Genomic DNA, 25401 nt, shown 5'->3' with positions numbered 1-25401 from the left:
ATTGGCTTGAACACCTTAATTGTATCGCGTTTGGAGTTTTTTGGTATAACCTTCGATGCGCACCCGCATAGCGGGTGGTTTTTTTGTCTCGCACCTAACGGAGCGAGACGGACTGAAAGTCACATAACAAAAAAACCCACCTTCACAGGCAGGTTTCATCTATATTATTCAGCTAAATTAAGCTTTACCTTCTGAACCGAATACGTCGATACGTTCTTCAACTGATGCTTGGATAGCTTTTACACCGTCAGCCAAGAATTTACGTGGGTCGAAGAGTTTCTTCTTATCGTATTCTGCTTCGTTTGCTTCGTAGTCACGAGCAAATTTACGAGTTGCGTTAGCGAATGCGATTTGGCATTCAGTGTTAACGTTAACTTTAGCAACACCAAGTTTGATAGCTGCTTGGATTTGGTCATCAGGAATACCTGATCCACCGTGCAATACGATTGGGAATCCTGGTACAGCTTCAGTCAATTTTTGCAAGTGGTCAAGGTGAAGACCTTTCCAGTTTGCTGGGTAAGGACCGTGGATGTTACCGATACCAGCTGCCAAGAAGTCGATACCAGTTGCAACCATTGCTTTAGCGTCTTCAATTGGAGCCAATTCACCATCACCGATGATTCCGTCTTCTTCACCACCGATAGTTCCAACTTCAGCTTCTACTGATACACCATTTGCGTGAGCAAATTCTACAACTTTACGAGCTTTTTCAAGGTTTTCTTCAACTGGAAGGTGTGAACCGTCAAACATAACTGAAGTATAACCAACTTGAATACACTCAAGTGCATCTTCATAGTGACCGTGGTCAAGGTGGATAGCTACTGGTACAGTGATACCCATTGATTCAACAAGGTTAGCGATCAAGTTGCGAGCAACTTTGTAACCACCCATGTATTTAGCAGCACCCATTGAAGTTTGGATCAAAACTGGAGCTTTTTTAGCTTCTGCTGCGCGCAAGATTGCTTGAGTCCACTCAAGGTTGTTTGTGTTAAATCCACCAACTGCATAACCGTTGTCACGAGCTGCTTGGACAAATTTTTCTGCTGAAACGATTGCCATTTTATCAGGCCTCCTGTATATTTTTATGGGACATCCCATTTACATTGTTCATTTTATCACTTTTTAGCAAAAAAAGCTAGTTTTTCCCGTAGTTTCGATTGAATTTCTTCTATTTTCAGATATGTAAACCTTTTCCCTCTTTGTCTAATCCTTGTTCTCAGGCAGGTTCATGTAAAATACCAAGTGATCAGCATGTCTTTCAAAGCGATAGTCAATTTCTTCGTTTTCCAATAAACTTTTAACTACGAAAAGTCCCAATCCAGCTCCCTTACTTTGTCGACCAGAAACCGTAAAGGATTGTTCAAACTTATCTTGCTCCTCAGGTGTACAGGCGTTCTCAATGAAAACCCAACCATCTTTTGCTCCAATTTTTAGATAGCCTCCTTGAACAGAGTGTTTCACAGCATTACTGATAAGATTGGAAAGAATCAGCTTGAGTACTGAAGGATTTAGATAAACGTGCTGATCAGTTAGCTGGTTCTCTACTGAGACTTTTCTCTCCTTGGCTAACAAATCATAGTCCTTCAATAGGAGATTGGTCATATCTAGAAGATTGATTTCTTCCTTCTTATCTCGCAATTCCTGTACCGAAGAAAGAGATAGGATTTGCTGGACATGGTGACTTAAATCATCCACAATACCCAAAGAAACTCCCAGATAATGGTCACGATCTTTATAACGTCCGATATTGGCTTGCATATTCTCCAGAAGAATCTTTAGACTAGCTAGAGGTGTTTTCAGTTCGTGGGAAGCTCCTCGTAAAAACTCAACCTTCATCTTTTCCAGCTGGAGAATAGCTTCATTCTTCTCATGCAAATCTGCAATCACAGTCAAGAGATGCTGATAAAGGCTGTTGATTTGTTCTTTAAGATCGCCAATTTCATCCTTAGAATCCACGCGCAACCTCACTTCTGCATCCAAATCCATCATCCGTCGAGTCACTCGTTTGATTTCCAATATCGGAGCTACGATTGTTCTCGCATAGATATAAGCAATCAGGAGTGAAATCAGAAAGGAAGCTAATAGAGTATAGGGTAGAAATTGTAGACTGATGTTTTCTGCTTCTTTCTGCAAATCCATAGATGCTAAAAACTGCAAGGTCATCGTCTGACCATCCTTGGTTTGAACTTCTCTTTCCTCAATAACCAAGGAGGCCGTTTGTCGTTGTTTATCAATGGGAAGATTATCATTGACTTCCAACTTATCCTGAGTCATTTCTCCCTTAACAGCTCCCTTAATATCACTGCTTTTAGAATAAAGTTCAAGGACTTCCTGAATAGCTTGACTATCTTTGCCTTGGAGAGACTGGGCAATTTCTGTTGCCCTCTGTCCGATACTTTCCTGACGGTGACTGAGATAAGTTGATGGAAAGAGGAAGTAGATGGCCAAATGCAAACAAATGACCAAGGTAGAAAATACCGAGAAGGTATAGATAAAAATTTTTTTAAATAAACCTGAACGTCTCATTTTCTCTCCAATTTATAACCAACATTGCGCACGGTAAGAATACAGTCTAAATCTAATTTTTTCCGTAGTTCCTTGATATAGACATCGATCACTCTGTCAAAAGGAACCTCATCTGTCATCTTCCATACAGCATCGATAATCTGCGACCGAGTCAAGGCACGTCCTTCATTTTTGACCAGATAGTCTAAAATTTCCAGTTCTTTTGCATTCACTGCAACTTCTTGTCCAGCTACTTTGGCGCTATAACTGTCAAAGTCTACCTGAGTGTCTCTATAGGTAAAAATACGACCAGTATCATAATAACGTTTAAAGATGGCATCCACTCGTACTTTTAACAAAGATAGAGAAAAAGGCTTTTCCAAATAACCATCTGCTAATGCAGCAAAGGCACTCATCTTATACTCTTCATCCTGAAAAGCTGTCAACATCAAGACCGGAACTTGGCTGGTCTTACGAATTTCTGACAAGACCTCTAAACCATTGAGTTTCGGCATTTGGATATCTAAGAGAACCAGAGCTACTTGGTGATTTGAAAATTGTTCTAAGGCTTCTTGACCATCTGCAGCCTGAATGGTTTCATAGCCACACTCCGCCAAATAATCACTAATTCCCTCACGGATCATGTCTTCATCTTCTACAATTAGAATTTTCATATAAATCCTTTTCTATCAAAAATGCTACCTATATTATATCTCATTTGAGTGAGAATAGGTAGCAGGTTTTTTATTCACCATCCAACAAGAGTTCTTTTGGTTGTTTAAAGAGGAGATTGCTTGAAGCAAGTGCCATAACTAGTACCACTAGAACTAATCCAAGTACAAAGATGATGGCAAAGTCCGAAGGTTGAATAGAAATATCCAGACTTGAAAGTGTCTTGCTAAAGCCGTCAACTTCTGCACCACCACCAAGATTGGAAGCTTGGGCTGCCTTACTTGCCTGCTTAGCCACATCTGATGTGACATTTGCAAGAACTGTGTTCCCAATAGCACGAGCTGTGTAATTAGCTAGGAAATAGGCTGAAATGAGAGCTGGAATAGCAATCATTACTGCTTCTGTAATAAATTGACCCAGAATGCTTGCTTGTTTAAGACCAATGGAAAGGAGAATTCCCACTTCTTTACGACGAGCATTAATCCAAAGTGTCAGTAATAGACCAAGTAGGAGAACTGCGAAGCCTAAACTACCCCAGAAGAGCAGATTAGCCATCTTGTACATGCCTGAGATGGATTGTTCAAGGGCAGGATAGTTAGATGAACTCTTGATTAAGCTATACATCTTCCAGTTGATACCATTGATAGAACCTAATTCTTGCATGACTGTATCGAGGTTCTTATCCCCAGCTACAAAGAATGTAGCATCTCCATAGATAGCTGTATCTTCTGTATAACCATAGAGCTGGGCAGCTGTGTGAATATCTGTGATAGCTGTATTCTCATAAAGTTCTTGTGAGTAGGTTACAGCAGATTTGTTATGTCCATCAAAAAGTCCTTTGATCGTTACTTCTACTGTTTCCTTGGCTCCTTTTTCATTATCGGCATCGTAGATATTGGAGTTCAGTTTGACCTTGTCTCCTACCTTCCAACCGTGTTTAGCAGCCAAGTCTTTGTGCATAAGAATTTGGTATTTGTCGTCGTTTGTTAAATGCTCGCCTTCGACCAGTTTGTAAGAGCCTGATACAAACTTATCTTCCTTAGAAGAGTCATTGACACCTGTTATCATCAAGCTACTTCCAAAACGTTGAGCTCGATCTGCCGTTAGATTTTTCTTGGTTTCAGGTGTCTCAATCAATTCATAGCCTGTCAAATCACCGATAGCGTTGATCCGTTTGATGTAGGATTCAATGGCCTTATTCTCGGTAATTTTTTTGATATCTTCACCCTTGATATTCCCTGCACCACGTGGAGTTCCTTGGTTAACTCTACGATTGATTTGCATGGAGAAACTATTGGTGATATTTTTAAAGGTTTCTTGAGAAGCCTTGGCTGTCGCACCCTTGATTGATAAGCCGACCAAACTCAAACTAGCCATCAAGAGAATGATAAGAAAGATCACAAGCGACTTAAAAAATTTTCTTGTGACATAGGCAAATGCGTTGTGTAACATAAGATTCCTTTCTAGACTTACTTCGCTTTTTAATATGTTTAAAAGTTTTAGTTACTATTTTTTCTTGTTTCAGTCAGCTTTTTATCCTTCAATTCCAGTGTAATATCTGACGCCTGTGCTACTTCCTTACTGTGGGTCACAACAATCACACACTTGCCTGTTTTCTCAGCAAGAGATTTGAGGAGTTCGATGATATCTCCAGCAGTCTTAGGATCCAGATTTCCTGTTGGTTCATCGGCTAAAATCACTGGTGCTTCAGATACAAGGCTACGAGCAATGGCCACACGTTGTTGCTGCCCACCTGATAATTGAAGAACATTTCGCTTGATCTGACTTTCATCTAAACCAAGTTCAAGAAGGGTATCCTTGCTAGCTTTTTTATTAACCAAACGGATATTTTCCAATGGAGAAAGATAATCAATGAGGTTATAGTTTTGAAAAACTAGCGAGATATGGTGCATGCGATGATAAGAATATTCTTGTTCACGAATATCCTTGCCTTCGAATAGGATAGCTCCTTCGACTGGGCTATCAAGTCCTGCTAAGAGAGACAAGAGTGTTGACTTCCCAGCTCCTGATTCTCCGATAATACTATAAAACTTGCCTGGTTCAAAATCGTAATTGATTTTATATAATACAGCTTCTGCAGTGTTCTTGTAACGATAAGTAAGATCTTGTAATTGTAGTAAAGTCATGATTTCTCCTTTATTAACTGATGGATGATAAAATTTCTTTCGGTGATTTTCTAAATAAAAATAGGAAACAAAGTGCAACTGACAAGCAGCTGATGATAAGTAGGAAGATATAAGATTCTCCAAATGATAGAAGACTTGTTGAAAGGTTCGTTGCTTTTGCTAGCGTATCTTGTAGTGCAGCTTGGTCACCACTTGCTAGTACAGTCTTCAAGAGATAGGAAGTAATGGCATTCCCAGCCACAAATGCCGGCAGAATAGATGCCAATGAAACTATGATGACTTCCAGGCAGAATTGGCTAAAGATTGCTCCTTTTCCCTTACCTAGTGCCAATAAAATACCAACCTCGTAGACTCGCTCTCGTAACCAAAGTGACAAGACCAAGATCAGCGCTCCTACACCAGCAATCATAATGCCATAGAGGAAAATTTGTAAGAAGGTTTGGAAGGTCGAAACTGAATCCTTGATTTGTTCAAAAGCCTTATTTTCCTTTTCAACTTGGTAACCTTTAGTTTCTAGGGATAACTTTTCAACCTCTTGAATGATGCTGTCCATATCTTTTGGATTTTCTAGATAGAAACGAGCGGCAGTAACTTGAGCTTCCTTATTTCCAAGAAGAGTTTGGCTACTTTCGTAGTCTGTATAGACCGTGTTTTCACTAAAATCTGACGAAAGACCGGTAAATTTCTCTTGCTTCTTACCTGAGAAAATACCTACGATTTCATAGTTTAGCCTTTGTCCACTATTTCCTTCAACTTGACTAGGATTTAAGCTTATCTGATCTCCTACTTTTAGATTGTTTTTCTTGGCTAAATCTTCGTGGATTAAGATTTTTTTACTATCCCCTTTTTCGATATGTCTTCCTTCTTTAAGGGTAAAGGCGGAACTTGTAAAAGAAACATCCTTGGAAGAGTCTTCTAATGCAATCAAACTGATAAGATTTTTTTCAGCCTCTGTCAAATCATCCCTTTGGATACTTTGCTCTCCAGTGACGACTTCTTTGTCAGTCAACTTAGCTATTGTCTCAAGCTCTGGAGAAATCTCCTCAAGATCCTTTATCTTTTTAAGGTCATCTAGTTGAGACAGTTGAAAGGTCTGATCTGCTTCTATTCTTTTAATAGAAAAAGACGTATTCAGTGAGCGATAGAGATTATTTTCTACTGTTTTGTTGGACTTCATGAGCGTCAAACAAGCCGATATTCCAGCCAATAAGACAAATAGAATCAAGAATAAAATGAGACTTCTCAGTCGTTTTCTGCTGACGTAAGCCCAAGCTCTTTGAGTGGGATTCATATAGCACCTCCATATTTGTAAAACCATTATAATATTCAAATATGAAATGTTTATGAAATCACAAAAAAAGAGCAAAATCTTTGCCCTTGTTTATATAAAAATAAAGAGCTAGCCGAAGCTAACTCTTTTCCTATGCGGAGAGAGGGACTTGAACCCTCACGACCTAAAGCGGTCACAGGATCCTTAGTCCTGCGCGTCTGCCAATTCCGCCATCCCCGCGTCGATTACTTTACTAGTATATCAACTTTCAATAACTTTGTCAACACTTTTTTCAGATTTTTTTCAGATTTTTTGAATACATTATTCTTTGATTTCAACTAGGTTTTCATCAAGGAGTTTCGCTCCTAATGTATTCTTAAAATGTCCAAGTGCAAACTGGTGATTTTCAGGCCAGATGGAAGCAACAGCTGGTTTAACAATCTCGATGTCATAACCTAGATTATAGGCATCTATAGCTGTATGTAAGACACAGATATCCGTCAAGACTCCTGTTAAGATAACTGTAGATACGCGACGCTCTCTCAAACGAATATCCAGGTCAGTCCCTGAAAAAGCTGAGTAATGGCGTTTATCCATCCAAAAGACACGATTGTCTGAACCATGCTCTTGATAAAAGGTCCCCAAATCTCCGTATAAATTCCGTCCACTAGTCCCAATCAAATTGTGAGGAGGAAATAGCTTACTTTCTGGATGGAAACAATCATTTTCTTCGTGAGCATCGATGGTAAAGAAGATGTAATCCCCTCGTTCAAAAGCTAGTCGAGTCACCTTGCCAATTGCATCCGAAATAGCTTGAGCTGGAGCGCCTGCTGTCAATTTTCCACTATCAGCAACAAAATCTTCTGTATAATCAATCGAAATCAAAGCCTTAGTCATTAGTAATCTCTTTTCTTCACTTCTTCAAAAATATCTGAAATCAAGACCTTAAGATAGGTTCCCTTCATTCCAAGTGAGCGACTTTCAATAATCCCCGCAGATTCAAGTTTACGAAGGGCATTGACAATCACAGAACGGGTGATTCCGATACGGTCTGCAATCACAGACGCAGTCAACTGCCCTTCATTTCCATTTAATTCCCCTAAAATGGCTGAAACAGCACGAAGTTCGGAATAAGAAAGGGTATTAACCGCCATGGTGACAGCAGTACGGCGACGGATATTTTTCTCATCTTCTTCGCGCTGGAAGTTGAGGAGTTGAATCCCAACAACGGTACTCGCAATCTCAACAAGGATCAAGTCCTCATCTTCGAATTTTTTATCATTGCGCCAAATAATCAAAGAACCTAGTCGAATCCCTGATACATGAATCGGTGCAATAGTCGTCAAACCATCTGGAAAGTCGGCACGACTTTCTACAGGGAAAATACTCAAATCATGATCAACTGTCAGATTGGCTTCTGTATCGTAGATCATGTTCGCACCTTGAATGTAGTCATCAGGGAAAATCTTAGTTTGGAAGAATTGCTCTACACGATCTGTATTGGTTTTGTAACGCATAAAATAGCCAAGGAGACGTCCCTTACTATTGACAATACAAGCATTACAATCAATAATATCTGCTAATTGACGTGTAATCGCATTGTAGGGAAGTTCTTCCTGCAACTGCTCCTCCGAGCGCTTCAGGATAGAAGTAATTTTTCTAGTCTTTTCTAATAAATGTGCCATTTTTCACCTCGAATTTAATCGCTCTCATTATAACATAAACAGCTTGAATTTTCAATTATTATCTGAAAATTGCTTATTTAATTGCAATTTGAAAAAACAAGAATATTTTTAATTAAATTTCTTATTTTCTATTGACAAGCTCCCTATTTTTGTGTATTATAATATTACAAGAAGATAATATATCTATTTTATTTATCTTTCTTTTCCATTCGGTCTCCTTATATAAAAAAAGCGATTCATTTTGAACCGCTTTTTCTTATTTATCGCCCTTGTTACGAATAACAAAGCCTGTTTGCTTTTCACTTGAAGTATTGCGTGGTTTTTTATTATCCTTACGATAACGTTTTTCCTTATCAAAACGATCATTGCCACGACTTCCTTTTTTGAAATCATCACGGCGACCATTGCCACGGCGATCACGGTCTCGACGGTCGTCCCCACGACGGCCTCCACGACCTCCCTTAGCTTTACCACCGAAGCCATTACCTGATGGTTTAAATGGTAGTGGTTTTTCACGCGCAATCTCCACTTCTGGAAGGCTATCTGGATCTTGAACAGTCAGACTCAAGATATACATTGCCAATTCTTCTGGACTGAATTCTGAGGCCAATTGACGAGCATCCTTGCCAAATTTCTCAAAGTTGCCACGAATGGTTTCATCTGCAAAATCACGTTCGATTTTCTTGAGAGCTACCTGTTTTTTAGCTTGGAAGGCTTCTTCTGCACTTGCAGGTTTAAGACCTTTCATGCGTTTCTTAGTCAAGTTTTCAATAATTTGAAGGTAGCCCATTTCATTTGGAGCAACAAAAGTAATAGATTGACCTGACTTACCAGCACGACCTGTACGACCGATACGGTGAACATAACTTTCAGGATCTTGTGGAATATCGTAATTATAGACATGGGTCACACCTGAAATATCCAAACCACGCGCAGCAACGTCTGTCGCAACCAAAACATCAAGATTGCCATTTTTAAAGTCACGAAGGACACGAAGACGTTTATTTTGGTCTAGGTCACCATGAATTCCTTCTGCACGGAAACCACGGATTTTAAGACCACGAGTCAATTCATCAACACGACGTTTGGTACGACCAAATACGATAGCAAGTTCTGGTTGCTCCACATCCATGAGACGAGTCATGGTATCAAATTTTTCTTGCTCCTTAACACGGAGATAGTATTGGTCAACCAATTCTGTTGTCAATTCCTTGGCAGCAATCTTGACATGCTCAGGTTCTTTCATAAACTGAACACCGATACGTTTGATGGCATCTGGCATAGTTGCTGAAAAAAGCAAAGTTTGACGGTTTTCAGGGACACGAGAAATAATCGCTTCGATATCTTCAAGGAATCCCATGTTGAGCATTTCATCCGCTTCGTCAAGGATAAGTGTTTCAATATCTTGTAATTTCAAGGCCTTGCGTTTGATCAAATCTAAGAGACGACCTGGAGTTCCCACCACGATATGGGCACCAGATTTAAGAGCCTTAATTTGTTTTTCAATGCTTGAGCCGCCATATACTGAGCGGACTTTGACTCCCTTACTACGACCAAAGCGGAAGAGTTCCTCTTGACTTTGGACAGCTAGTTCACGAGTTGGAGCGATGACCAAGGCTTGAATGGTCCCTTCTTCTGTACGAATTTTTTCAAGGGTTGGCAAGCCAAAGGCTGCAGTTTTTCCTGTACCAGTCTGAGCTTGACCGATAACATCCTTGCCTTCAAGGGCCAAGGGAATGGTTTGCTCTTGGATAGGACTTGCTTCTACAAATCCTGCTTTTTCGATTTCTGCTAACAAATCGGCAGAAAGATTAAATTCATTAAATTTCACGTTATTCTTCTTTCTAAAGATGGTGCGAAGCCATCCTATAGCGCTTAGTTTATACTTTTCTTGTCATGACGTACTTTCATTGCTTTTATGAAAGATCGTGTTGCTTCTTTTCCACTAAAGAAAAGTACAGCTTTCTTTGCAACTTATCTAGTATAACACAAGAGAGGGCCAAAAGATAGTCTAACCACTTGATTAAATCATGTAAACGATTTTCTTTCGATCAGAATTAACTCTGAAAAGAACTCGTTTGAGTTTTTGATTTCTGAAATTATTTTCCGTAGCAGATTTGTGCAAAAGTTTTTTTCTTGTGCTAGAATGAAAATCGAATAGGAGGAATAAAAATGTTAACATACGATTTAATTGTAATAGGATTTGGTAAGGCAGGCAAGACGCTTGCTGGAAAACTAGCTTCAGCTGGTAAAAAAGTTGCCCTTATCGAACGTAGTAAGGCGATGTACGGCGGTACTTGTATCAATATCGGTTGTATCCCAACTAAAACCTTGTTAGTTGCTGCTGAAAAAGACTTGTCATTTGATCAAGTCATGGCTACTAAAAATACGGTTACTACACGCCTCAATGGTAAAAACTATGCTACTGTAGCAGGTACAGGCGTAGATATCTTTGATGCTGAAGCTCACTTTGTTTCTAATAAAGTCATCGAAATCCAAGCTGGTGACGAAAAACAAGAACTGACTGCTGAAACAATCGTCATCAACACTGGTGCTGTTTCAAACGTTTTGCCTATTCCAGGACTATCTACTGGCAAGAATGTCTTTGATTCAACTGGTATCCAAAACTTGGAACAATTACCAGAAAAACTCGGAATCCTTGGTGGTGGAAATATCGGTCTTGAATTTGCTGGTCTCTACAATAAACTTGGAAGCAAGGTAACAGTCCTAGATGCTCTAGATACTTTCCTACCTCGCGCAGAACCTTCTATTGCTGCTCTTGCTAAACAATACATGGAAGAAGACGGCATTGAACTCCTTCAAAATATCCATACTACTGAAATCAAAAACGATGGTGACCAAGTTCTTGTCGTGACAGAGAATGAAACCTACCGTTTCGATGCCCTTCTCTACGCAACTGGACGTAAACCAAATGTAGAACCACTTCAACTTGAAAATACAGATATTAAACTAACTGAGCGTGGTGCCATTAAAGTAGACAAACATTGTCAAACAAACGTTCCTGGTGTCTTTGCAGTTGGAGATGTCAACGGCGGCCTTCAATTCACTTACATTTCACTCGATGACTTCCGTGTTGTTTATAGCTACCTTGCTGGCGATGGCAGCTACACACTTGAAGACCGTCTCAATGTACCAAACACTATGTTCATCACACCTGCACTTTCACAAGTTGGTCTGACTGAAAGCCAAGCAGCTGATTTGAAACTTCCATACGCTGTCAAGGAAATCCCTGTTGCAGCAATGCCTCGTGGTCATGTAAATGGAGACCTTCGTGGTGCCTTCAAAGCTGTTGTCAATACTGAAACAAAAGAAATTCTTGGCGCAACTATCTTCTCTGAAGGTTCACAAGAAATCATCAACATCATCACTGTTGCAATGGACAACAAGATTCCATACACTTACTTCACAAAACAAATCTTCACTCACCCAACCTTGGCTGAAAACTTGAATGACTTGTTTGCGATTTAGTTTTATCAAGCAGCCTCCTTGGGCTGTTTTTCTTTTTCTAAAATCTCAAATCTGTCTTTTTCAGCTTTTATGATATAATAGAAACATGAAATTAAAAACTGCTTTGGGCCTTCTTGCTGGGCGTTCTTCTCACTTTATTTTGAGTCGTCTTGGACGTGGAAGTACGCTGCCTGGAAAACTTGCCCTTCAATTTGATAAAGATATTTTACAACATTTAGCGAAGAACTACGAAATTGTTGTAGTAACTGGTACCAATGGGAAAACCTTGACGACCGCTCTCACGGTCGGTATCCTTAAAGAAATTTATGGTCAAGTTCTGACCAATCCAAGTGGTGCCAACATGATCACAGGGATTACAACTACCTTCTTGACAGCCAAATCTTCAAAAACGGGAAAAAATATTGCAGTTCTTGAAATCGACGAAGCTAGTCTCTCACGTATCTGTGACTACATCCAGCCTAGTCTTTTCGTTATCACCAATATTTTCCGCGATCAAATGGATCGCTACGGTGAGATTTATACGACCTACAAGATGATTTTGGACGCTATTCGAAAAGTTCCTACTGCTACTGTTCTGCTGAACGGTGATAGTCCGCTTTTCTACAAGCCTGCAATTCCAAATCCTGTTCAGTATTTTGGCTTTGATACGGAAAAAGGTCCAGCAAAGCTTGCTCACTACAATACTGAAGGTATTCTCTGTCCTGACTGTCAAAGTATTTTGAAATATGAGCTTAATACTTATGCCAACTTAGGAGCTTATATCTGCGAAAACTGTGGATGTAAACGACCTGACTTGGACTACCGTTTGACGGAATTGGTTGAGTTGACCAATAATCGTTCGCGATTTGTTATCGACGGACAGGAATATGGTATTCAAATCGGTGGACTCTACAACATCTATAATGCTCTGGCTGCAGTTGCTATCGCCCGTTACCTCGGAGCTGATTCTCAACTGATTAAACAAGGATTTGACAAGAGTCGTGCAGTTTTTGGGCGCCAAGAAACGTTCCATATCGGTGATAAGGAATGTACACTGGTTCTCATCAAAAATCCTGTCGGTGCAACACAAGCCATTGAAATGATTAAACTCGCTCCTTATCCATTTAGTCTTTCTGTTCTCCTCAATGCCAACTATGCTGACGGGATTGATACCAGCTGGATTTGGGATGCTGATTTTGAACAAGTTACTGACATGGATATCCCAGAAATAAACGCCGGTGGCGTTCGTCATTCTGAAATTGCTCGTCGTCTTCGAGTGACTGGCTACCCAGCTGATAAAATCACTGAAACAAGTAGTCTGGAACAAGTTCTTAAAACGATTGAAGCCCAAGATTGTAAACATGCTTACATCCTTGCGACCTACACTGCTATGCTGGAATTCCGAGAACTACTAGCCAATCGTCAACTTGTTAGAAAGGAGATGAACTAATGGTTTATACTTCACTTTCCTCAAAAGACGGCAACTATCCTTACCAGCTAAATATTGCCCACCTCTATGGCAATCTCATGAATACCTACGGGGATAATGGAAATATCCTCATGCTCAAGTATGTGGCTGAAAAGCTGGGTGCTCACGTAACAGTTGACATCGTTTCTCTCCACGATGATTTCGATGAAAATCATTACGATATCGCTTTTTTCGGTGGTGGCCAAGACTTTGAACAAAGTATCATTGCTGGTGATTTGCCTGCTAAAAAAGAAAATATCGACAACTTTATCCAAAATGATGGTGTTGTCCTGGCTATCTGCGGTGGCTTCCAACTATTGGGTCAATACTATATCGAAGCTTCAGGAAGACGCATCGAAGGCTTGGGTGTTATGGGACACTATACACTCAACCAAACCAACAACCGCTTCATCGGTGATATTAAAATTCATAATGAAGAATTCGATGAAACCTACTATGGATTTGAAAATCATCAAGGCCGTACCTTCCTCTCAGATGACCAAAAACCGCTGGGACAGGTTGTCTATGGAAATGGAAACAACGAAGAAAAGGTCGGTGAAGGTGTTCACTATAAAAATGTTTTCGGTTCTTACTTCCACGGACCTATCCTCTCCCGCAATGCTAATCTCGCTTATCGCTTAGTAACTCTTGCCCTCAAAAAGAAATACGGTCAGGACCTTGTCCTTCCAGCTTACGAAGATATTCTCAGCCAAGAAGTTGCGGAAGAATATGGTGATGTTAAAAGCAAGGCAGATTTTAACTAATATTTAGATTCCAACATGCTATTAGCTGTTGGAATTTTTTTAGGCTCTTTTCCCCTTCTCCCTTGCATTTTCTGCTGTTTTTTGCAAAAATAGAGGGGTAGAAAGAAGGTAGCTTATGTCTAAATTACAACAAATCCTAACATATCTTGAATCAGAAAAGCTAGACGTCGCAGTCGTATCTGACCCCGTCACTATCAATTACCTCACTGGTTTTTACAGTGATCCACACGAACGCCAAATGTTCCTCTTTGTCCTTGCAGACCAGGAACCACTTCTCTTTGTTCCAGCCCTTGAGGTTGAGCGCGCAACAAGCACTGTCTCTTTTCCAGTTGTTGGTTATGTGGACTCTGAAAACCCTTGGAAGAAAATCCAAAATGCCTTACCACAGCTTGATTTCAAACGTGTCGCAGTTGAGTTTGATAATCTCATCTTGACTAAATACCACGGTTTAAGATCTGTCTTTGAAACTGCGGAATTTGAAAACTTGACTCCATTGATCCAACGCATGCGCTTGATCAAGTCAGCAGACGAAGTGCAAAAGATGATGGTTGCAGGTGTTTACGCCGACAAGTCTGTCAAAGTTGGTTTTGATAATATTTCTCTTGACAATACCGAAACAGATATCATTGCGCAAATCGACTTCGCTATGAAACGTGAAGGCTATGAAATGAGCTTTGATACCATGGTCTTAACAGGTGATAACGCCGCAAATCCTCATGGTATTCCTGGAGCTAACAAGGTTGAAAATGATGCCCTTCTCCTCTTTGACCTCGGTGTCATAGTGAATGGTTATGCATCAGATATGACTCGTACAGTTGCTGTCGGTAAACCTGACCAATTCAAGAAAGATATTTATAACTTGACTCTTGAAGCTCAACAAGCTGCCCTTGACTTTATCAAACCTGGTGTCACTGCGCATGAAATAGACCGTGCTGCCCGTGAAGTTATCGAAAAAGCAGGTTATGGTGAGTACTTCAACCACCGTCTCGGTCATGGTATCGGTATGGATGTCCACGAATTCCCTTCAATCATGGAAGGAAACGACATGATTATCGAAGAAGGTATGTGCTTCTCAGTTGAACCTGGTATCTATATCCCTGGTAAAGTCGGTGTCCGCATCGAAGACTGCGGTGTTGTAACGAAGGATGGTTTCGACCTCTTTACAAGCACCAGCAAAGATTTGCTTTATTTTGATTAAAAAGTAAATTATAAAAAATAAGATGGAAAAGTTATTCTTTTCCATCTTATTTTTTGATTTGATAATAAATTTTATCAGCTCTATAACCTTTTCGTTCAACTGCATTTGGGATCGTCTTCCAAAAAGTCATACCCACCTTTTCCATAACACGACCAGATGCTGGGTTTAGACTTACATAGCAAGCATCAACCTCTTCAAATCCAATCTCATCTAAACAGTATGATAAGACAGCTTTTAAAGCTTCTGTCATGAGTCCTCGTCCCCAGTAGTCCATCCCTAAGATATATCCGATCTCACAGCTAGAGTTTTCTTCATCCACACTGACAAGACTAATATCTCCAATGACGTGGTCTAGATTTTCTTTGAGACAAATAGCCCATTTGTAATAATCTGGATCGTCATAGGATTTTACCCAATTGCCAATAGAATTTTGAGTCTGTTCAACATTCAGATGTGGATCCCAAGTCACATAGGTCAGATTTTCTGAGCGTGAAGCCCAATTATCAAACATGGCTTGAGCATCAGTTTCACAAAAGCGTCGCAATAGCAACCGTTCAGTATGTAATGTCTTTGTACCTATGGATTTCATAATTCAACCTCGCTTTTTTATTTTCAGGCTCGGGCTAAAAAAGTCCCCCGGACTTTTTTACTCCCAAAACGTATCAAACACTGTGATTGGTAGGTGGCGTTTGTGTTGGCCTTTGTACCACCATTTTTCAATGGTTGTTTGGGCTTCTGGGCTTACTTGTTTGCCTTCGAGGTAATCATCAATTTCATTGTAAGTGACTCCCAAGGCTACTTCGTCTGCAATACCTGGTTTTTCTTCTTCCAAATCTGCCGTTGGAACTTTTTCATAGAGGGCTGGATCAGCTCCAAGCTCCTTCAAAAGTTGTTTTCCTTGGCGTTTATTGAGGCGATAAAGTGGGAGAATATCTGCACCACCGTCACCAAATTTAGTAAAGAAACCTGTGATATTTTCCGCAGCATGGTCTGTCCCGATAACAGCTCCGCTATGAGCACCTGCAAGAGCATATTGGGCAATCATACGACTACGAGCCTTGATATTTCCTTTGTTAAAATCGGAAACAGGACTGCCTGTTGCTTCTACTGCTACTGTCATAGCATCAGCAGACTCCTTGATATTAACGACCAAACTCACATCTGGCTGAATAAATGCTAGGGCTTTTTGAGCATCATCCTCGTCAGCTTGCACTCCATAAGGGAGGCGAACAGCGATAAATTTATAACTATCATCACCTGTTTCTGCTCGCATTTCTTCCATGGCTAATTGTGCCAAGCGTCCTGCTAAGGTCGAGTCTTGACCTCCAGAAATTCCTAAGACAAATGTTTTTAAAAAAGGATGTTTTTTCAAGTATCTTTTCAAAAAGTCAATCGAACGACGGATTTCTTCCTGGGCATCAATCACTGGTTTTACACCTAGTTGCTGGATAATGTCCTCTTGCAAACTCATTCTTCTTCTCCTTCACCCAGAGCTTCCTTACGCATTTTATCAATCAAGTCCATCTTGTCTTGCCATACATCACGAGCCAAGTCGACAGGGTAATGTTGTGGATTTAGTACACGTTTGTATTCATCCCAAAGCTTATCAAATTCCTTACGAGCATAGGTTTGAATTTCAGGCAGACTTGGCAAGTCATAAACCAGTTTACCTTCCTTGAAAATGTCTACCAAGAGAGGAACAGCATCAAAATTACGGACGGTTTTCTTGATGTAAGTATAGGTTGGATGGAACATTTTGATTTCAGTCATGCTAGCAACATCTACACCATCATAAGTAATGTAATCACCTTCTGACTTGCCTTTTTCACGACTGGTGATGCGCCAAACTTGTTTCTTACCTGGTGTTGAAACCTTCTCTGCATTGTTTGAAAGTTTAATGGTATTGCGCATATGACCATTCTCATCTTCGATGGCAACAACCTTGTAAACTGCTCCAAGTGCTGGTTGGTCATAGGCTGTAATGAGCTTAGTTCCTACACCCCAGACGTCTATCTTAGCTTTTTGCATCTTGAGGTTAAGGATGGTATTCTCATCAAGGTCATTTGATGCATAAATCTTAGCATCAGTAAATCCTGCCTCGTCCAGTTGTTGACGAACTTTTTTAGAAATATAGGCGATATCTCCAGAGTCAATACGGACACCAAGGAAATTAATCTTGTCACCAAGTTCACGCGCAACCTGAATCGCTGCTGGAACACCGATACGAAGAGTATCATAGGTATCCACTAGGAATACACAGTTTTTGTGAGTTGAGGCATAAGCCTTGAAAGCCTGATAATCATTGCCATAGACTTGTACCAAGGCGTGAGCATGAGTCCCTAGAACAGGAATACCGAAGAGCTTACCAGCACGTACATTACTAGTTCCATTGGCACCACCAATGACAGCAGCACGAGTTCCCCAGATAGCTGCATCCATTTCTTGCGCACGACGTGTACCAAACTCCATCAACGGTTCATCATCGATGACCGAACGAATACGAGCTGCCTTGGTCGCAATCAAGGTTTGAAAGTTGACGATGTTCAAGAGAGCTGTTTCAACCAATTGACACTGAGCCAAAGGACCTTCCACTTGAACGATTGGTTCATTAGCAAAGACCAAATCCCCTTCTTGAGCAGAACGTACAGTCAATTCCAACTTGAGATTACGGAGATATTTCAAGAAGGCACCATGATAACCAAGTGACTCCAAATAAGCAATATCGCTATCCGAAAAACGCAAATTTTCAAGGTATTTCACAATTCGTTCCAAACCTGCAAAAACAGCATAACCGTTTTTGAAAGGTTGTTGGCGGAAATAAACTTCAAAAACCGCTTTCTTGTTATGAATGCCTTGGTCGAAGTAAACCTGCATCATGTTAATCTGATACAAATCTGTGTGCAAAGTTAAACTATCATCTGGGTACATATACTGTCCTTCTTCCCTATTTGTAAAAAGATGAAAATGTTTCTTCTTTTCTCATAAATTAGTACTATTATATCACATTTTAGCTGGATTGAGAAAAGAGTAACAAGCTATTCTCCACTCTCCAGTTCATCCATGTCTTGCTCAAATTTTTTCTGAGCCCATGCACCATAACTTTTCAAACCTAAGTTTCCAATAAAGACCCAAGAAAAATAAAGGAGATATGTAATGACCCATGCATAAATATACTTAATATGTAGAGAGTTGTGCTGATAAATTTCGATATTGAACTGGTAGTTCTGTAGCATCAAGGTAGCTGTAATCACTAGAGTTAATAATAGGCAACCTAAAATTGTAAAATGAAAACGACTATAGTAGGTCACACCTAGACTTCGAGCACGATTGATAAAGTAAAAATTCCCTATTATAATAATAGCGAGAAGCATGCTAGGATTAAAAATGCTTGGTGCTAACACTGATATGAAACAAACTAGAAACAATAATCCGATAGAAATATGAAAACTCTCTGCACCAGCTTTATGAAGTTGTTGCTCTTCTCTTTCATCTAATAATTGATAATAATAAAATTTATTTTTCATCTTCTTCCTCCCAAAATAATTGGTCTAAAGTTTTGCCTAAGCATCTGCAAATGGACTGGCAAAGGGAGAGACTAGGATTATATTTCCCAGCTTCTATCAAGCCGATAGTCTGTCTAGTCACACCTACAGCTTCTGCCAAGTCACCTTGTGTCATATCAAGCTCTACTCGAGCAAGTTTTAATTTTAAATTCTTAGCCACTTCTTACCTCCTTTATAATTTTAAAAAGTTGCGCTTCTTTCTAAGTTCATTATATCATATATTTTACATTATGCAATATATATCTGTCATTTTGCGCGATTTTTTTAACAAAAAACTCTCTATCAGCTAAATGATAGAGAGTTTTCTGCTTATTCAAATTTTTTCAAAATATCTACAACGTCACTTCTCTGTTTGACTTGATAGGCTTTGATGCCTAGGCTTTCAGCTATCTTAGTGTTGTCTGCTATATCATCAAGAAAGACACAATTTGCTGGGTCCAGCTGATATTTACGGAGAATTTCTTCAAACATTTTTTGATCAGGTTTGATAGCCTTGATATCACAGGAAAGAACGAACCCATCTAAAATCTTTTCAAGAGGTGCTAGTTGATTTTTCAATAATTCATAAAAAACTGGTGAGGTATTAGATAGGACAAAAATACGATGGCCTTTTTCCTTTAAACGTGCAAGAAGCGGAAAGACTTCCGTGTAAATATCGATATAGGCAGGCCAGTTCCAAATGACTTCTTCAACCTTTTTCTGATAGCAATCTCCTAATAGGGAAAGAACCTTATCAACCAATTCTTCTCGAGTCAAGGTCCCCAAGTCCAATCGTTCCCAGAGCCCCGACTGGAAAATAGCCTTGTCTAAAATTAGATAATCCTTCTCTGTTTTTACCACACCTCGTAAAATCTTATCCTTGTTCCATTCCAGTAGAACATTACCCATATCCAGTATGATATCCATCAACCTACCTCCATCATTATGTGAACAATCTCTTTAAGTGTCCAATGTCTGTTTATAAATCTTTTTGATAATAATGTCTTTTTCCAGTGTATGGATAATCCTTCAATGTAAAAACTTCCTTGTAGCCATACTTCTGATAAAAGGCTGGCGCTTGAAATTGATAAGTATTTACAAAAGCAAAGCGACAGTTTCTCTTTTTAGCTTCACTCTCTGCTTGCTGCAATAGTTGGGAGCCGATTCCTTGTCCTCGAAACTCCTCTTTCACAAATAAATACTCAATTTCTAACCAATTTCCAAAGGTCTCTGCTACTAAACCAGCCATGAGTTCACCTTGTTCATCTTCGATATACAGATTAAGTGGCTCACTTTCAGCTGCTTCCCTTTTAGAACGATTATAAGAGCGAATCAAATCGCCTATTTCTTGCGCTTTCTGAGACTCTGTATTCTCCAATCTAATGTGCATCAAAACCTCCTCCAAGACACTTATGCCTTGATTATATTCCTATTTTGAAAAACTGTCAAATTTAAAAAAACTCACCAACCTGAGTTGATGAGAGTATACCTTATTTTCTAAATTTCCATTGGCTATAAATACCAAATGCAACAATCCAGATAGCTGAACCTCTAGCTCCCATTACAGTTGATTCTTGTAAGAAGAGTGTTCCAAATACAAAGATAAAGAAGAGCATAGTCAGAGGATTTAGCAAACGATATTGAGGCATGAGATAACCATCTGCCATAAAGTCCTTAGACTTACGATATTTGAGATGGGCTACCATGATCAAGATGTAGATGGCGATGTAAACACCTGATGAAGAAGCTGTAATCAAAGCAAAGGCATCTGATACTCCTGGAAGGACATTGATGAAGGCTGCAAAACCAATCAATACGGCAGAAGCAATGATAGCATTCTGAGGAACGTTGTGGCGTGAGAGTGTGTCTGCCTTAATAGCTTTCAAGAAATGATTTGGTGAATCATGGGCAATTTGGTACAAATGACGACCTGTTGAGTAAAGGGTTGAATTCAAGGCTGATGCAGCTGAAGTCAAAACTACAAAGTTAATCAAGGCCGCTGCCCACTTAAGACCAACAAGTTCAAATACCGTTACAAATGGTGAATCTGCTGCAGAAAGCTCACGCCAAGGAATAATAGACATGATGGCTAAGAGAGCTCCACCGTAGAAAAAGATAATTCGCAAGGGAATTTCCTTAACAGCCTTAGGCAAGACTTTTCTTGGATCCTTAGTTTCAGATGTGGTAACACCAATAAATTCAATCATCAAGTAAGCAAAGAAAACCATCTGGAAGGCCATGACAAAGTTCATAGCACCATTTGGGAAAAGTGAGAATTGATCACTGATATTAGCAAGACTTGCTGAACCATAAGGCGTTTCAAAGCCAGTCAAGACAAGAAAGACCCCTGTCGCAATCATGGCAAGAATAGCCACAATTTTGATCATAGCAAACCAAAATTCTACTTCACCAAAGATTTTAACGGCAATCAAGTTCACCAAGCCGAGTATTGTCAGAAATACAACCTGAATCAACCAAGATGGCCAGGATGGAAACCAAAACTGAACATAGTGAGCAATAGCTGTAATCTCAGCCATACCGATAAAGACTACTGAGAGCCAGTAAGACCAGACTGAGAAGTAACCCCAACCCTGACCTAGATAACGGGTAATAAAGTTGATAAAGGTATGTTGCTCCGGATCTTGGTACAACATTTCCCCGATAGCACGCATCATAAGATACATAAAACCACCCGTAATCATATAGACCAAGACGATTGACGGACCTGTCAAACTAATAGAACGTCCAGCTCCTAGAAACAGTCCTGTTCCAATTGTTCCTGCAATCGCCATAACCTGAACATGGCGATTGGTTAACCCACGTTCCATTTTATTTTTCTTTTTGTGCTTATTTTCTGAATTCATATAGTCTCCTCTAGTTTTTAGAATTAAGAAAAGGAGTGATAGGAAGCGCTTTCCCTATATCTACTCCTTCTTTTCATTCCTATTAAACTGTTTTTTCTACTTTTAAGATTTTAACATCATAGCTTCCTACAGGTGTTTCAATCGTAGCAGTATCACCTGTTTTCTTACCAATCAAGGCTTGCCCAATTGGGCTTTCATTTGATACTTTACCTGCAAAGGCATCTGCACCCGCTGATCCCACGATGATATATACTTCTTCGTCGTCTTCACCAATTTCTTGGATAGTTACTGTTTTCCCGATAGCAACTTCATCTTGAGCAACCGCATCGCTATTGACAATCTCAGCATAACGGATTTTTGTTTCCAAGCTAGAGATTTGTCCTTCAACGAAGGCTTGCTCGTCCTTAGCTGCTTCATACTCACTATTTTCTGACAAGTCACCGTATGAACGCGCAATCTTGATGCGTTCTACAACTTCTGGACGACGAACTAGTTTCAACTCTTCTAATTCTTTTTCGAGTTTTTCCTTTTCTTCAAGGGTCATTGGATATGTTTTTTCTGCCATTTTTCTCAACTTTCTTTTGATTAAATTTAAATTTCTTTAGGTAGTAAAGCAAAATTATGTGGTAAACCACATAATTTTACAATGAAGACAAAGTCTTTTTAAAGCTTTCCTTGAATGATTTTAGTCAGTATCGACCTTTTAAAATCTGTGCCTAAACCTAATGATTCTATCACTTCTAGACTCAGGTTCAAATAAGAGGTAAGTTTTTACTTTCGTAATTTCCGAACGCCTAAAACTTGTGAATTTCAGGCGTTTCTAATCATAGCGGAAAGACTGGTGTGACTTGCTATTCCCGTAAAAAGAGAGTTTCTCTTCTACACTCACGGATTTAATAGCAAATCTTGTTCTAAGAGTTAGTTTGAACTGCTTGATTGTGTCAGTTTACTGTTGACATGCTCTGCAACGTTTCGATCATGTTCTTCTCGTGTCGTTGCAAAGTAAACCTTACCATCTTGTACGTTGGCTACAAAGTAGAGATAGTCGCTCTTAGTTTGATTGATACTTGCTTCAATTGCATCCAGACTTGGACTGTCTACTGGGCCAGGCATTAAGCCAAGGTTCATATAATCATTATACGGTGAATTGATTGTTGTATCAATTGCTGCATCATCTGCCAAGCTAATATTTTGTCCTAGCTTACCTTCTGCATAGAGAATAGCAATGTTACTTTGAAGTGGCATACCAAGGTTCAAACGATTATAGAAGACTCCAGCGATCAGTTTGCGATCGTCAGTTTTCAATCCTTCTTTTTCCACAAGTGATGCGATGGTAAGGAGTTCATTCACTGTCAAGTTCTTTTCTTTGATTGCAGTGTAATGTGCTGACAAGTTTTTGTCCATAGTTGCCACCATTTCATCAATCAAGCTTTCAATAGTTGTGCTTTCTTTGATAGCATAAGTTGCTGGGAATAGGTACCCTTCTAAACGATAACGAACACCACTTTCTTTAGTTGGTAGACTTCCGAGAAGGGTTGGGTACTTAGCAACTAATTGAGAGATGAAGGTTTCATCTTGCACTTTTGCCAAGAAGGCATCAGCAGTCAAAGGTTCTTTAAAGTCTCCTTGAAGCTGACCAACTGTTTGTGCGATTTGATCAAGGGTATATCCTTCAGGGATTGTAAGATTTGCAAGTGCAACTTCTTGAGGTTGAGGCGTTCCACCCTTTTGCAATTCTTTGATGATATCATCTGTACTCATGCTCTTTTGCAAATTATAGTAACCAGATTTCAAATCATTGTAGTCTTTATACTTAGCATAAAGGCTAAAGATAAAACCGTGTTTTACCAATTCAGATTTTTCTAAGGTATCACCAATTTGCTGAAGATTGGCCCCTTCTGGAATCTGAACCGTAACATACTGTTTTGAATTAGCATCAACCGGTTGGAGTGCAGATTCGACATAACGGTAACCAAAGAATCCACCCACACCTAGTAAAATCAATAAAACAAATACTGTTACGAAAAATCCTTTCAAGCGTGATTTTTTCTTTTTCTTGATTGGTTTCACTGATTCTTTACGACTTCTTCTAGGAAGCTCCGTTCTAGTTTCAACTGGAGCAACTGGTTCTTGACTTGGAGTTTCTTTGGCAAGAACTGTTGGTTTCGGTTGAGGTTTAATATTCTTTCGAGTAGGACTTGGTTTGGCCTGATTCGTACGATAAGAAACTGGAATCCTTGTCGAATTTGCATTGAACTCTTTCTCTTCTTGAACCGGCTGAGCAGGTACATGAGATTCAACTGGATCTACAGTAGGTACTACTGGTTCTGTAGCTACTGTAGATTCTGCAGGTGTAACTTCTGCTGGAACTACAGCTGGTTCTGCAGGTGTAACTTTTTCTGGAGCCACAGCTGGTTCTGCAGGTGTAACTTTTTCTGGAACTACAGCTGGTTCAACAGGTTCTTCTGATGATAAAGATGGACGTGGTGGAACTGTTGGAGCATTAGCAAATAGTTCATCCACTAGTGAAACTGAATCTTCCATCAAATCTTCTACAGACGGCTCTTTCACTAATTCATCTGTCTTTGAAAGATTACTGAAATCAGAGAAAAGCTCATCCTTACCACTCTCGGTAGCGTTAACCTCTTCTTCTCTTTTCAATCTTTCTAAGTCTCGTAAAATTTGTTCTTTAAAACTTAACTTTTCTTCTTCTCGAGAATTTTCGCTCAAAGGTATTACCTCCTTGTTGATAATCCATAATATTATATCTCAAAAACTAAAGAAAAGCAACCATAGATGCCTTTCTGATGCCTAATTCGTGTTTTCCCAGACCATATCATACCATTCTTCACCAGCAAAAGTCGACTTGGATTTTCCTTCATTCACAAAACCATGTTTTTCATAATATCCAATAAGATAGTCATGGCAGGTTAGATTGATTCCCTCACGCTCATGCTCAAGAGCGAGATCTTTTAAAGCTGTCAATAATTTTCGTCCGACACCTAATACCTGAGCTTTCTTAGCAATGGATAGACAAGTCACAGAGATATAGCCACCTTTTTGATGGCTATAATCTTTAATGTCTTCTGTAAAGGACTGGTCTTGTAAATGTCGATGAGGGACTACTGGTCCCTCAATATAGCCTAGTATTTCTCCCTCTTTTTCAGCCACTAAAAAACTGGTCTTAATTTCCTTCAGATGAGCTTCAAAAACAGGACGAGGAATGGCTTCTTCAATTGAAAAATTTTCTAGTTCAATTTCAAAGATACGATCTAAATCTGTCAATCTAGCTTGTCTAATAATCATATTTCCTCCTGATAATAGGGATTCTGCCAACGCATGAGAAAGGCAACTTCACTGCTCCTTTCTCCATCTACGATCCCTTGTTCCACAAATCCATTCATTTCAAAGTAGGCCAGCAACTCATCCTCACAAAGCAGATAAATACCTGGTCTATTTTGCTGACGGGTAACTTCCTTCAAAGCTGCTAGCAACAAGGTTCCAAAGCCTTGCCCTTGGTAATCTGGATGAACAGCTAAATCTTCAAGGATGATTGAGTTCTCACTAATGAATTCCTCATCTCCGATCTCAAGCATCCATTTTCTTAAAGAGGGAATAGGAAGTATCGCCGCAATGATATAAGCAATCCCTTGATCATCCAGGCTAGCTAAGAGAAACGTACCCGCATGGTTGCGGATACGTTCTTCTATTATTTCTCTATTCAATATTTCTAGGGAATTTGAAATACTTTCTTGTATCAAGCAAATCTGATTTATATCTGATTGCTGTGCTTCCCTGATTTTAATTGGAAATTCCAT

Annotated in this window: 25 protein-coding genes and 1 tRNA gene; 4 read left to right on the top strand and 22 right to left on the bottom strand. The window is 39.6% G+C overall.

All coding sequences use genetic code 11. The annotated features are described in order from the left end of the window. Positions 1 to 177: 177 nt before the first annotated feature. From QM374_RS07540 to QM374_RS07495, 10 genes are all read right to left on the bottom strand, one after another. Positions 178 to 1059 carry a class II fructose-bisphosphate aldolase gene (locus QM374_RS07540; protein WP_001019005.1) on the bottom strand — a complete coding sequence of 294 codons (882 nt, stop codon included), beginning with the start codon at positions 1057 to 1059 and terminating at the stop codon, positions 178 to 180. A 144-nt stretch (positions 1060 to 1203) separates the two neighbouring features. Next, positions 1204 to 2526 (bottom strand): sensor histidine kinase VncS, encoded by a 1323-nt coding sequence (gene vncS / locus QM374_RS07535; RefSeq protein WP_414311354.1) that lies wholly within the window; start codon positions 2524 to 2526, stop codon positions 1204 to 1206. Further along, positions 2523 to 3179: a response regulator transcription factor VncR gene (gene vncR / locus QM374_RS07530; protein ID WP_414311353.1), complete on the bottom strand. Its 657-nt coding sequence runs from the start codon at positions 3177 to 3179 to the stop codon at positions 2523 to 2525. The genes vncS and vncR overlap by 4 nt, the downstream gene beginning before the upstream one ends. 70 nt (positions 3180 to 3249) lie before the next feature. Next, on the bottom strand, positions 3250 to 4629 hold the full coding sequence (gene vex3 / locus QM374_RS07525; protein WP_414311352.1) for an ABC transporter permease subunit Vex3: 1380 nt from the start codon (positions 4627 to 4629) through the stop codon (positions 3250 to 3252). Positions 4630 to 4676: 47 nt separating this feature from the next. Further along, positions 4677 to 5324 (bottom strand): ABC transporter ATP-binding subunit Vex2, encoded by a 648-nt coding sequence (gene vex2, locus QM374_RS07520; protein WP_414311351.1) that lies wholly within the window; start codon positions 5322 to 5324, stop codon positions 4677 to 4679. A gap of 13 nt (positions 5325 to 5337) precedes the next feature. Further along, positions 5338 to 6615, bottom strand: coding sequence for an ABC transporter permease (locus QM374_RS07515; protein WP_414311350.1), 1278 nt, complete (start codon positions 6613 to 6615; stop codon positions 5338 to 5340). Between the two features lie 133 nt (positions 6616 to 6748). Further along, positions 6749 to 6834 (bottom strand) — tRNA-Leu (locus QM374_RS07510). Positions 6835 to 6915: 81 nt separating this feature from the next. Continuing rightward, the gene (locus QM374_RS07505) at positions 6916 to 7491 is read right to left on the bottom strand and encodes a cysteine hydrolase family protein (protein ID WP_414311349.1); all 576 of its coding nucleotides are present in this window, start codon (positions 7489 to 7491) and stop codon (positions 6916 to 6918) included. Next, entirely contained in the window at positions 7491 to 8279 is a 789-nt protein-coding gene (codY, locus tag QM374_RS07500) for a GTP-sensing pleiotropic transcriptional regulator CodY (protein ID WP_000940738.1), read from the bottom strand. Before codY ends, QM374_RS07505 begins: the two co-directional genes overlap by 1 nt. 256 nt (positions 8280 to 8535) lie before the next feature. Beyond that, positions 8536 to 10110, bottom strand: a complete 1575-nt coding sequence (locus tag QM374_RS07495; RefSeq protein ID WP_414311348.1) for a DEAD/DEAH box helicase — start codon at positions 10108 to 10110, stop codon at positions 8536 to 8538. 341 nt (positions 10111 to 10451) lie between these two features. Between QM374_RS07495 and QM374_RS07490 the strand changes: the two genes are divergently transcribed. From QM374_RS07490 to QM374_RS07475, 4 genes are all read left to right on the top strand, one after another. After that, entirely contained in the window at positions 10452 to 11768 is a 1317-nt protein-coding gene (locus QM374_RS07490; protein WP_414311347.1) for an FAD-containing oxidoreductase, read from the top strand. A gap of 85 nt (positions 11769 to 11853) precedes the next feature. Beyond that, positions 11854 to 13197: a lipid II isoglutaminyl synthase subunit MurT gene (gene murT / locus QM374_RS07485; RefSeq protein ID WP_414311346.1), complete on the top strand. Its 1344-nt coding sequence runs from the start codon at positions 11854 to 11856 to the stop codon at positions 13195 to 13197. Next, positions 13197 to 13979: a lipid II isoglutaminyl synthase subunit GatD gene (gene gatD, locus QM374_RS07480; protein WP_414311345.1), complete on the top strand. Its 783-nt coding sequence runs from the start codon at positions 13197 to 13199 to the stop codon at positions 13977 to 13979. The genes murT and gatD overlap by 1 nt, the downstream gene beginning before the upstream one ends. A gap of 115 nt (positions 13980 to 14094) precedes the next feature. Next, complete coding sequence (locus tag QM374_RS07475; protein WP_414311344.1) at positions 14095 to 15177, top strand: M24 family metallopeptidase; 1083 nt, start codon at positions 14095 to 14097, stop codon at positions 15175 to 15177. A 46-nt stretch (positions 15178 to 15223) separates the two neighbouring features. Here QM374_RS07475 and QM374_RS07470 read toward each other — a convergent pair whose 3' ends face one another. The 12 genes from QM374_RS07470 to QM374_RS07415 all read right to left on the bottom strand — a co-directional run bounded on the left by QM374_RS07470 (position 15224) and on the right by QM374_RS07415 (position 25401). Beyond that, positions 15224 to 15766 carry a GNAT family N-acetyltransferase gene (locus tag QM374_RS07470; RefSeq protein WP_414311343.1) on the bottom strand — a complete coding sequence of 181 codons (543 nt, stop codon included), beginning with the start codon at positions 15764 to 15766 and terminating at the stop codon, positions 15224 to 15226. 57 nt (positions 15767 to 15823) lie between these two features. Further along, on the bottom strand, positions 15824 to 16648 hold the full coding sequence (gene nadE / locus QM374_RS07465) for an ammonia-dependent NAD(+) synthetase (RefSeq protein ID WP_414311342.1): 825 nt from the start codon (positions 16646 to 16648) through the stop codon (positions 15824 to 15826). Continuing rightward, complete coding sequence (locus QM374_RS07460; RefSeq protein WP_414311341.1) at positions 16645 to 18105, bottom strand: nicotinate phosphoribosyltransferase; 1461 nt, start codon at positions 18103 to 18105, stop codon at positions 16645 to 16647. The genes nadE and QM374_RS07460 overlap by 4 nt, the downstream gene beginning before the upstream one ends. A gap of 107 nt (positions 18106 to 18212) precedes the next feature. Beyond that, positions 18213 to 18701, bottom strand: coding sequence for a DUF6773 family protein (locus QM374_RS07455; RefSeq protein WP_414311340.1), 489 nt, complete (start codon positions 18699 to 18701; stop codon positions 18213 to 18215). Further along, a complete protein-coding gene (locus QM374_RS07450; RefSeq protein ID WP_001107501.1) occupies positions 18691 to 18900 on the bottom strand; it encodes a helix-turn-helix transcriptional regulator in 210 nt (69 codons plus the stop codon). Before QM374_RS07450 ends, QM374_RS07455 begins: the two co-directional genes overlap by 11 nt. Positions 18901 to 19049: 149 nt before the next feature. Next, on the bottom strand, positions 19050 to 19646 hold the full coding sequence (locus tag QM374_RS07445) for an HAD family hydrolase (protein WP_414311339.1): 597 nt from the start codon (positions 19644 to 19646) through the stop codon (positions 19050 to 19052). A 52-nt stretch (positions 19647 to 19698) separates the two neighbouring features. Beyond that, positions 19699 to 20109 (bottom strand): GNAT family N-acetyltransferase, encoded by a 411-nt coding sequence (locus QM374_RS07440; RefSeq protein WP_414311338.1) that lies wholly within the window; start codon positions 20107 to 20109, stop codon positions 19699 to 19701. A gap of 100 nt (positions 20110 to 20209) precedes the next feature. Beyond that, positions 20210 to 21583, bottom strand: a complete 1374-nt coding sequence (locus QM374_RS07435; RefSeq protein ID WP_414311337.1) for an amino acid permease — start codon at positions 21581 to 21583, stop codon at positions 20210 to 20212. 82 nt (positions 21584 to 21665) lie between these two features. Continuing rightward, positions 21666 to 22148 carry a transcription elongation factor GreA gene (greA, locus tag QM374_RS07430; protein ID WP_000818756.1) on the bottom strand — a complete coding sequence of 161 codons (483 nt, stop codon included), beginning with the start codon at positions 22146 to 22148 and terminating at the stop codon, positions 21666 to 21668. A 353-nt stretch (positions 22149 to 22501) separates the two neighbouring features. Continuing rightward, positions 22502 to 24319, bottom strand: a complete 1818-nt coding sequence (gene mltG / locus QM374_RS07425) for an endolytic transglycosylase MltG (protein WP_414311355.1) — start codon at positions 24317 to 24319, stop codon at positions 22502 to 22504. 75 nt (positions 24320 to 24394) lie between these two features. Next, positions 24395 to 24889 (bottom strand): GNAT family N-acetyltransferase, encoded by a 495-nt coding sequence (locus QM374_RS07420; RefSeq protein ID WP_414311336.1) that lies wholly within the window; start codon positions 24887 to 24889, stop codon positions 24395 to 24397. After that, entirely contained in the window at positions 24886 to 25401 is a 516-nt protein-coding gene (locus QM374_RS07415) for a GNAT family N-acetyltransferase (protein ID WP_414311335.1), read from the bottom strand. The genes QM374_RS07420 and QM374_RS07415 overlap by 4 nt, the downstream gene beginning before the upstream one ends.

The organism is Streptococcus infantis (genome assembly GCF_047465525.1).
Taxonomy (GTDB): Bacteria; Bacillota; Bacilli; order Lactobacillales; family Streptococcaceae; genus Streptococcus; species Streptococcus infantis_R.
This window is presented reverse-complemented; position numbering and strand designations above follow the sequence as displayed.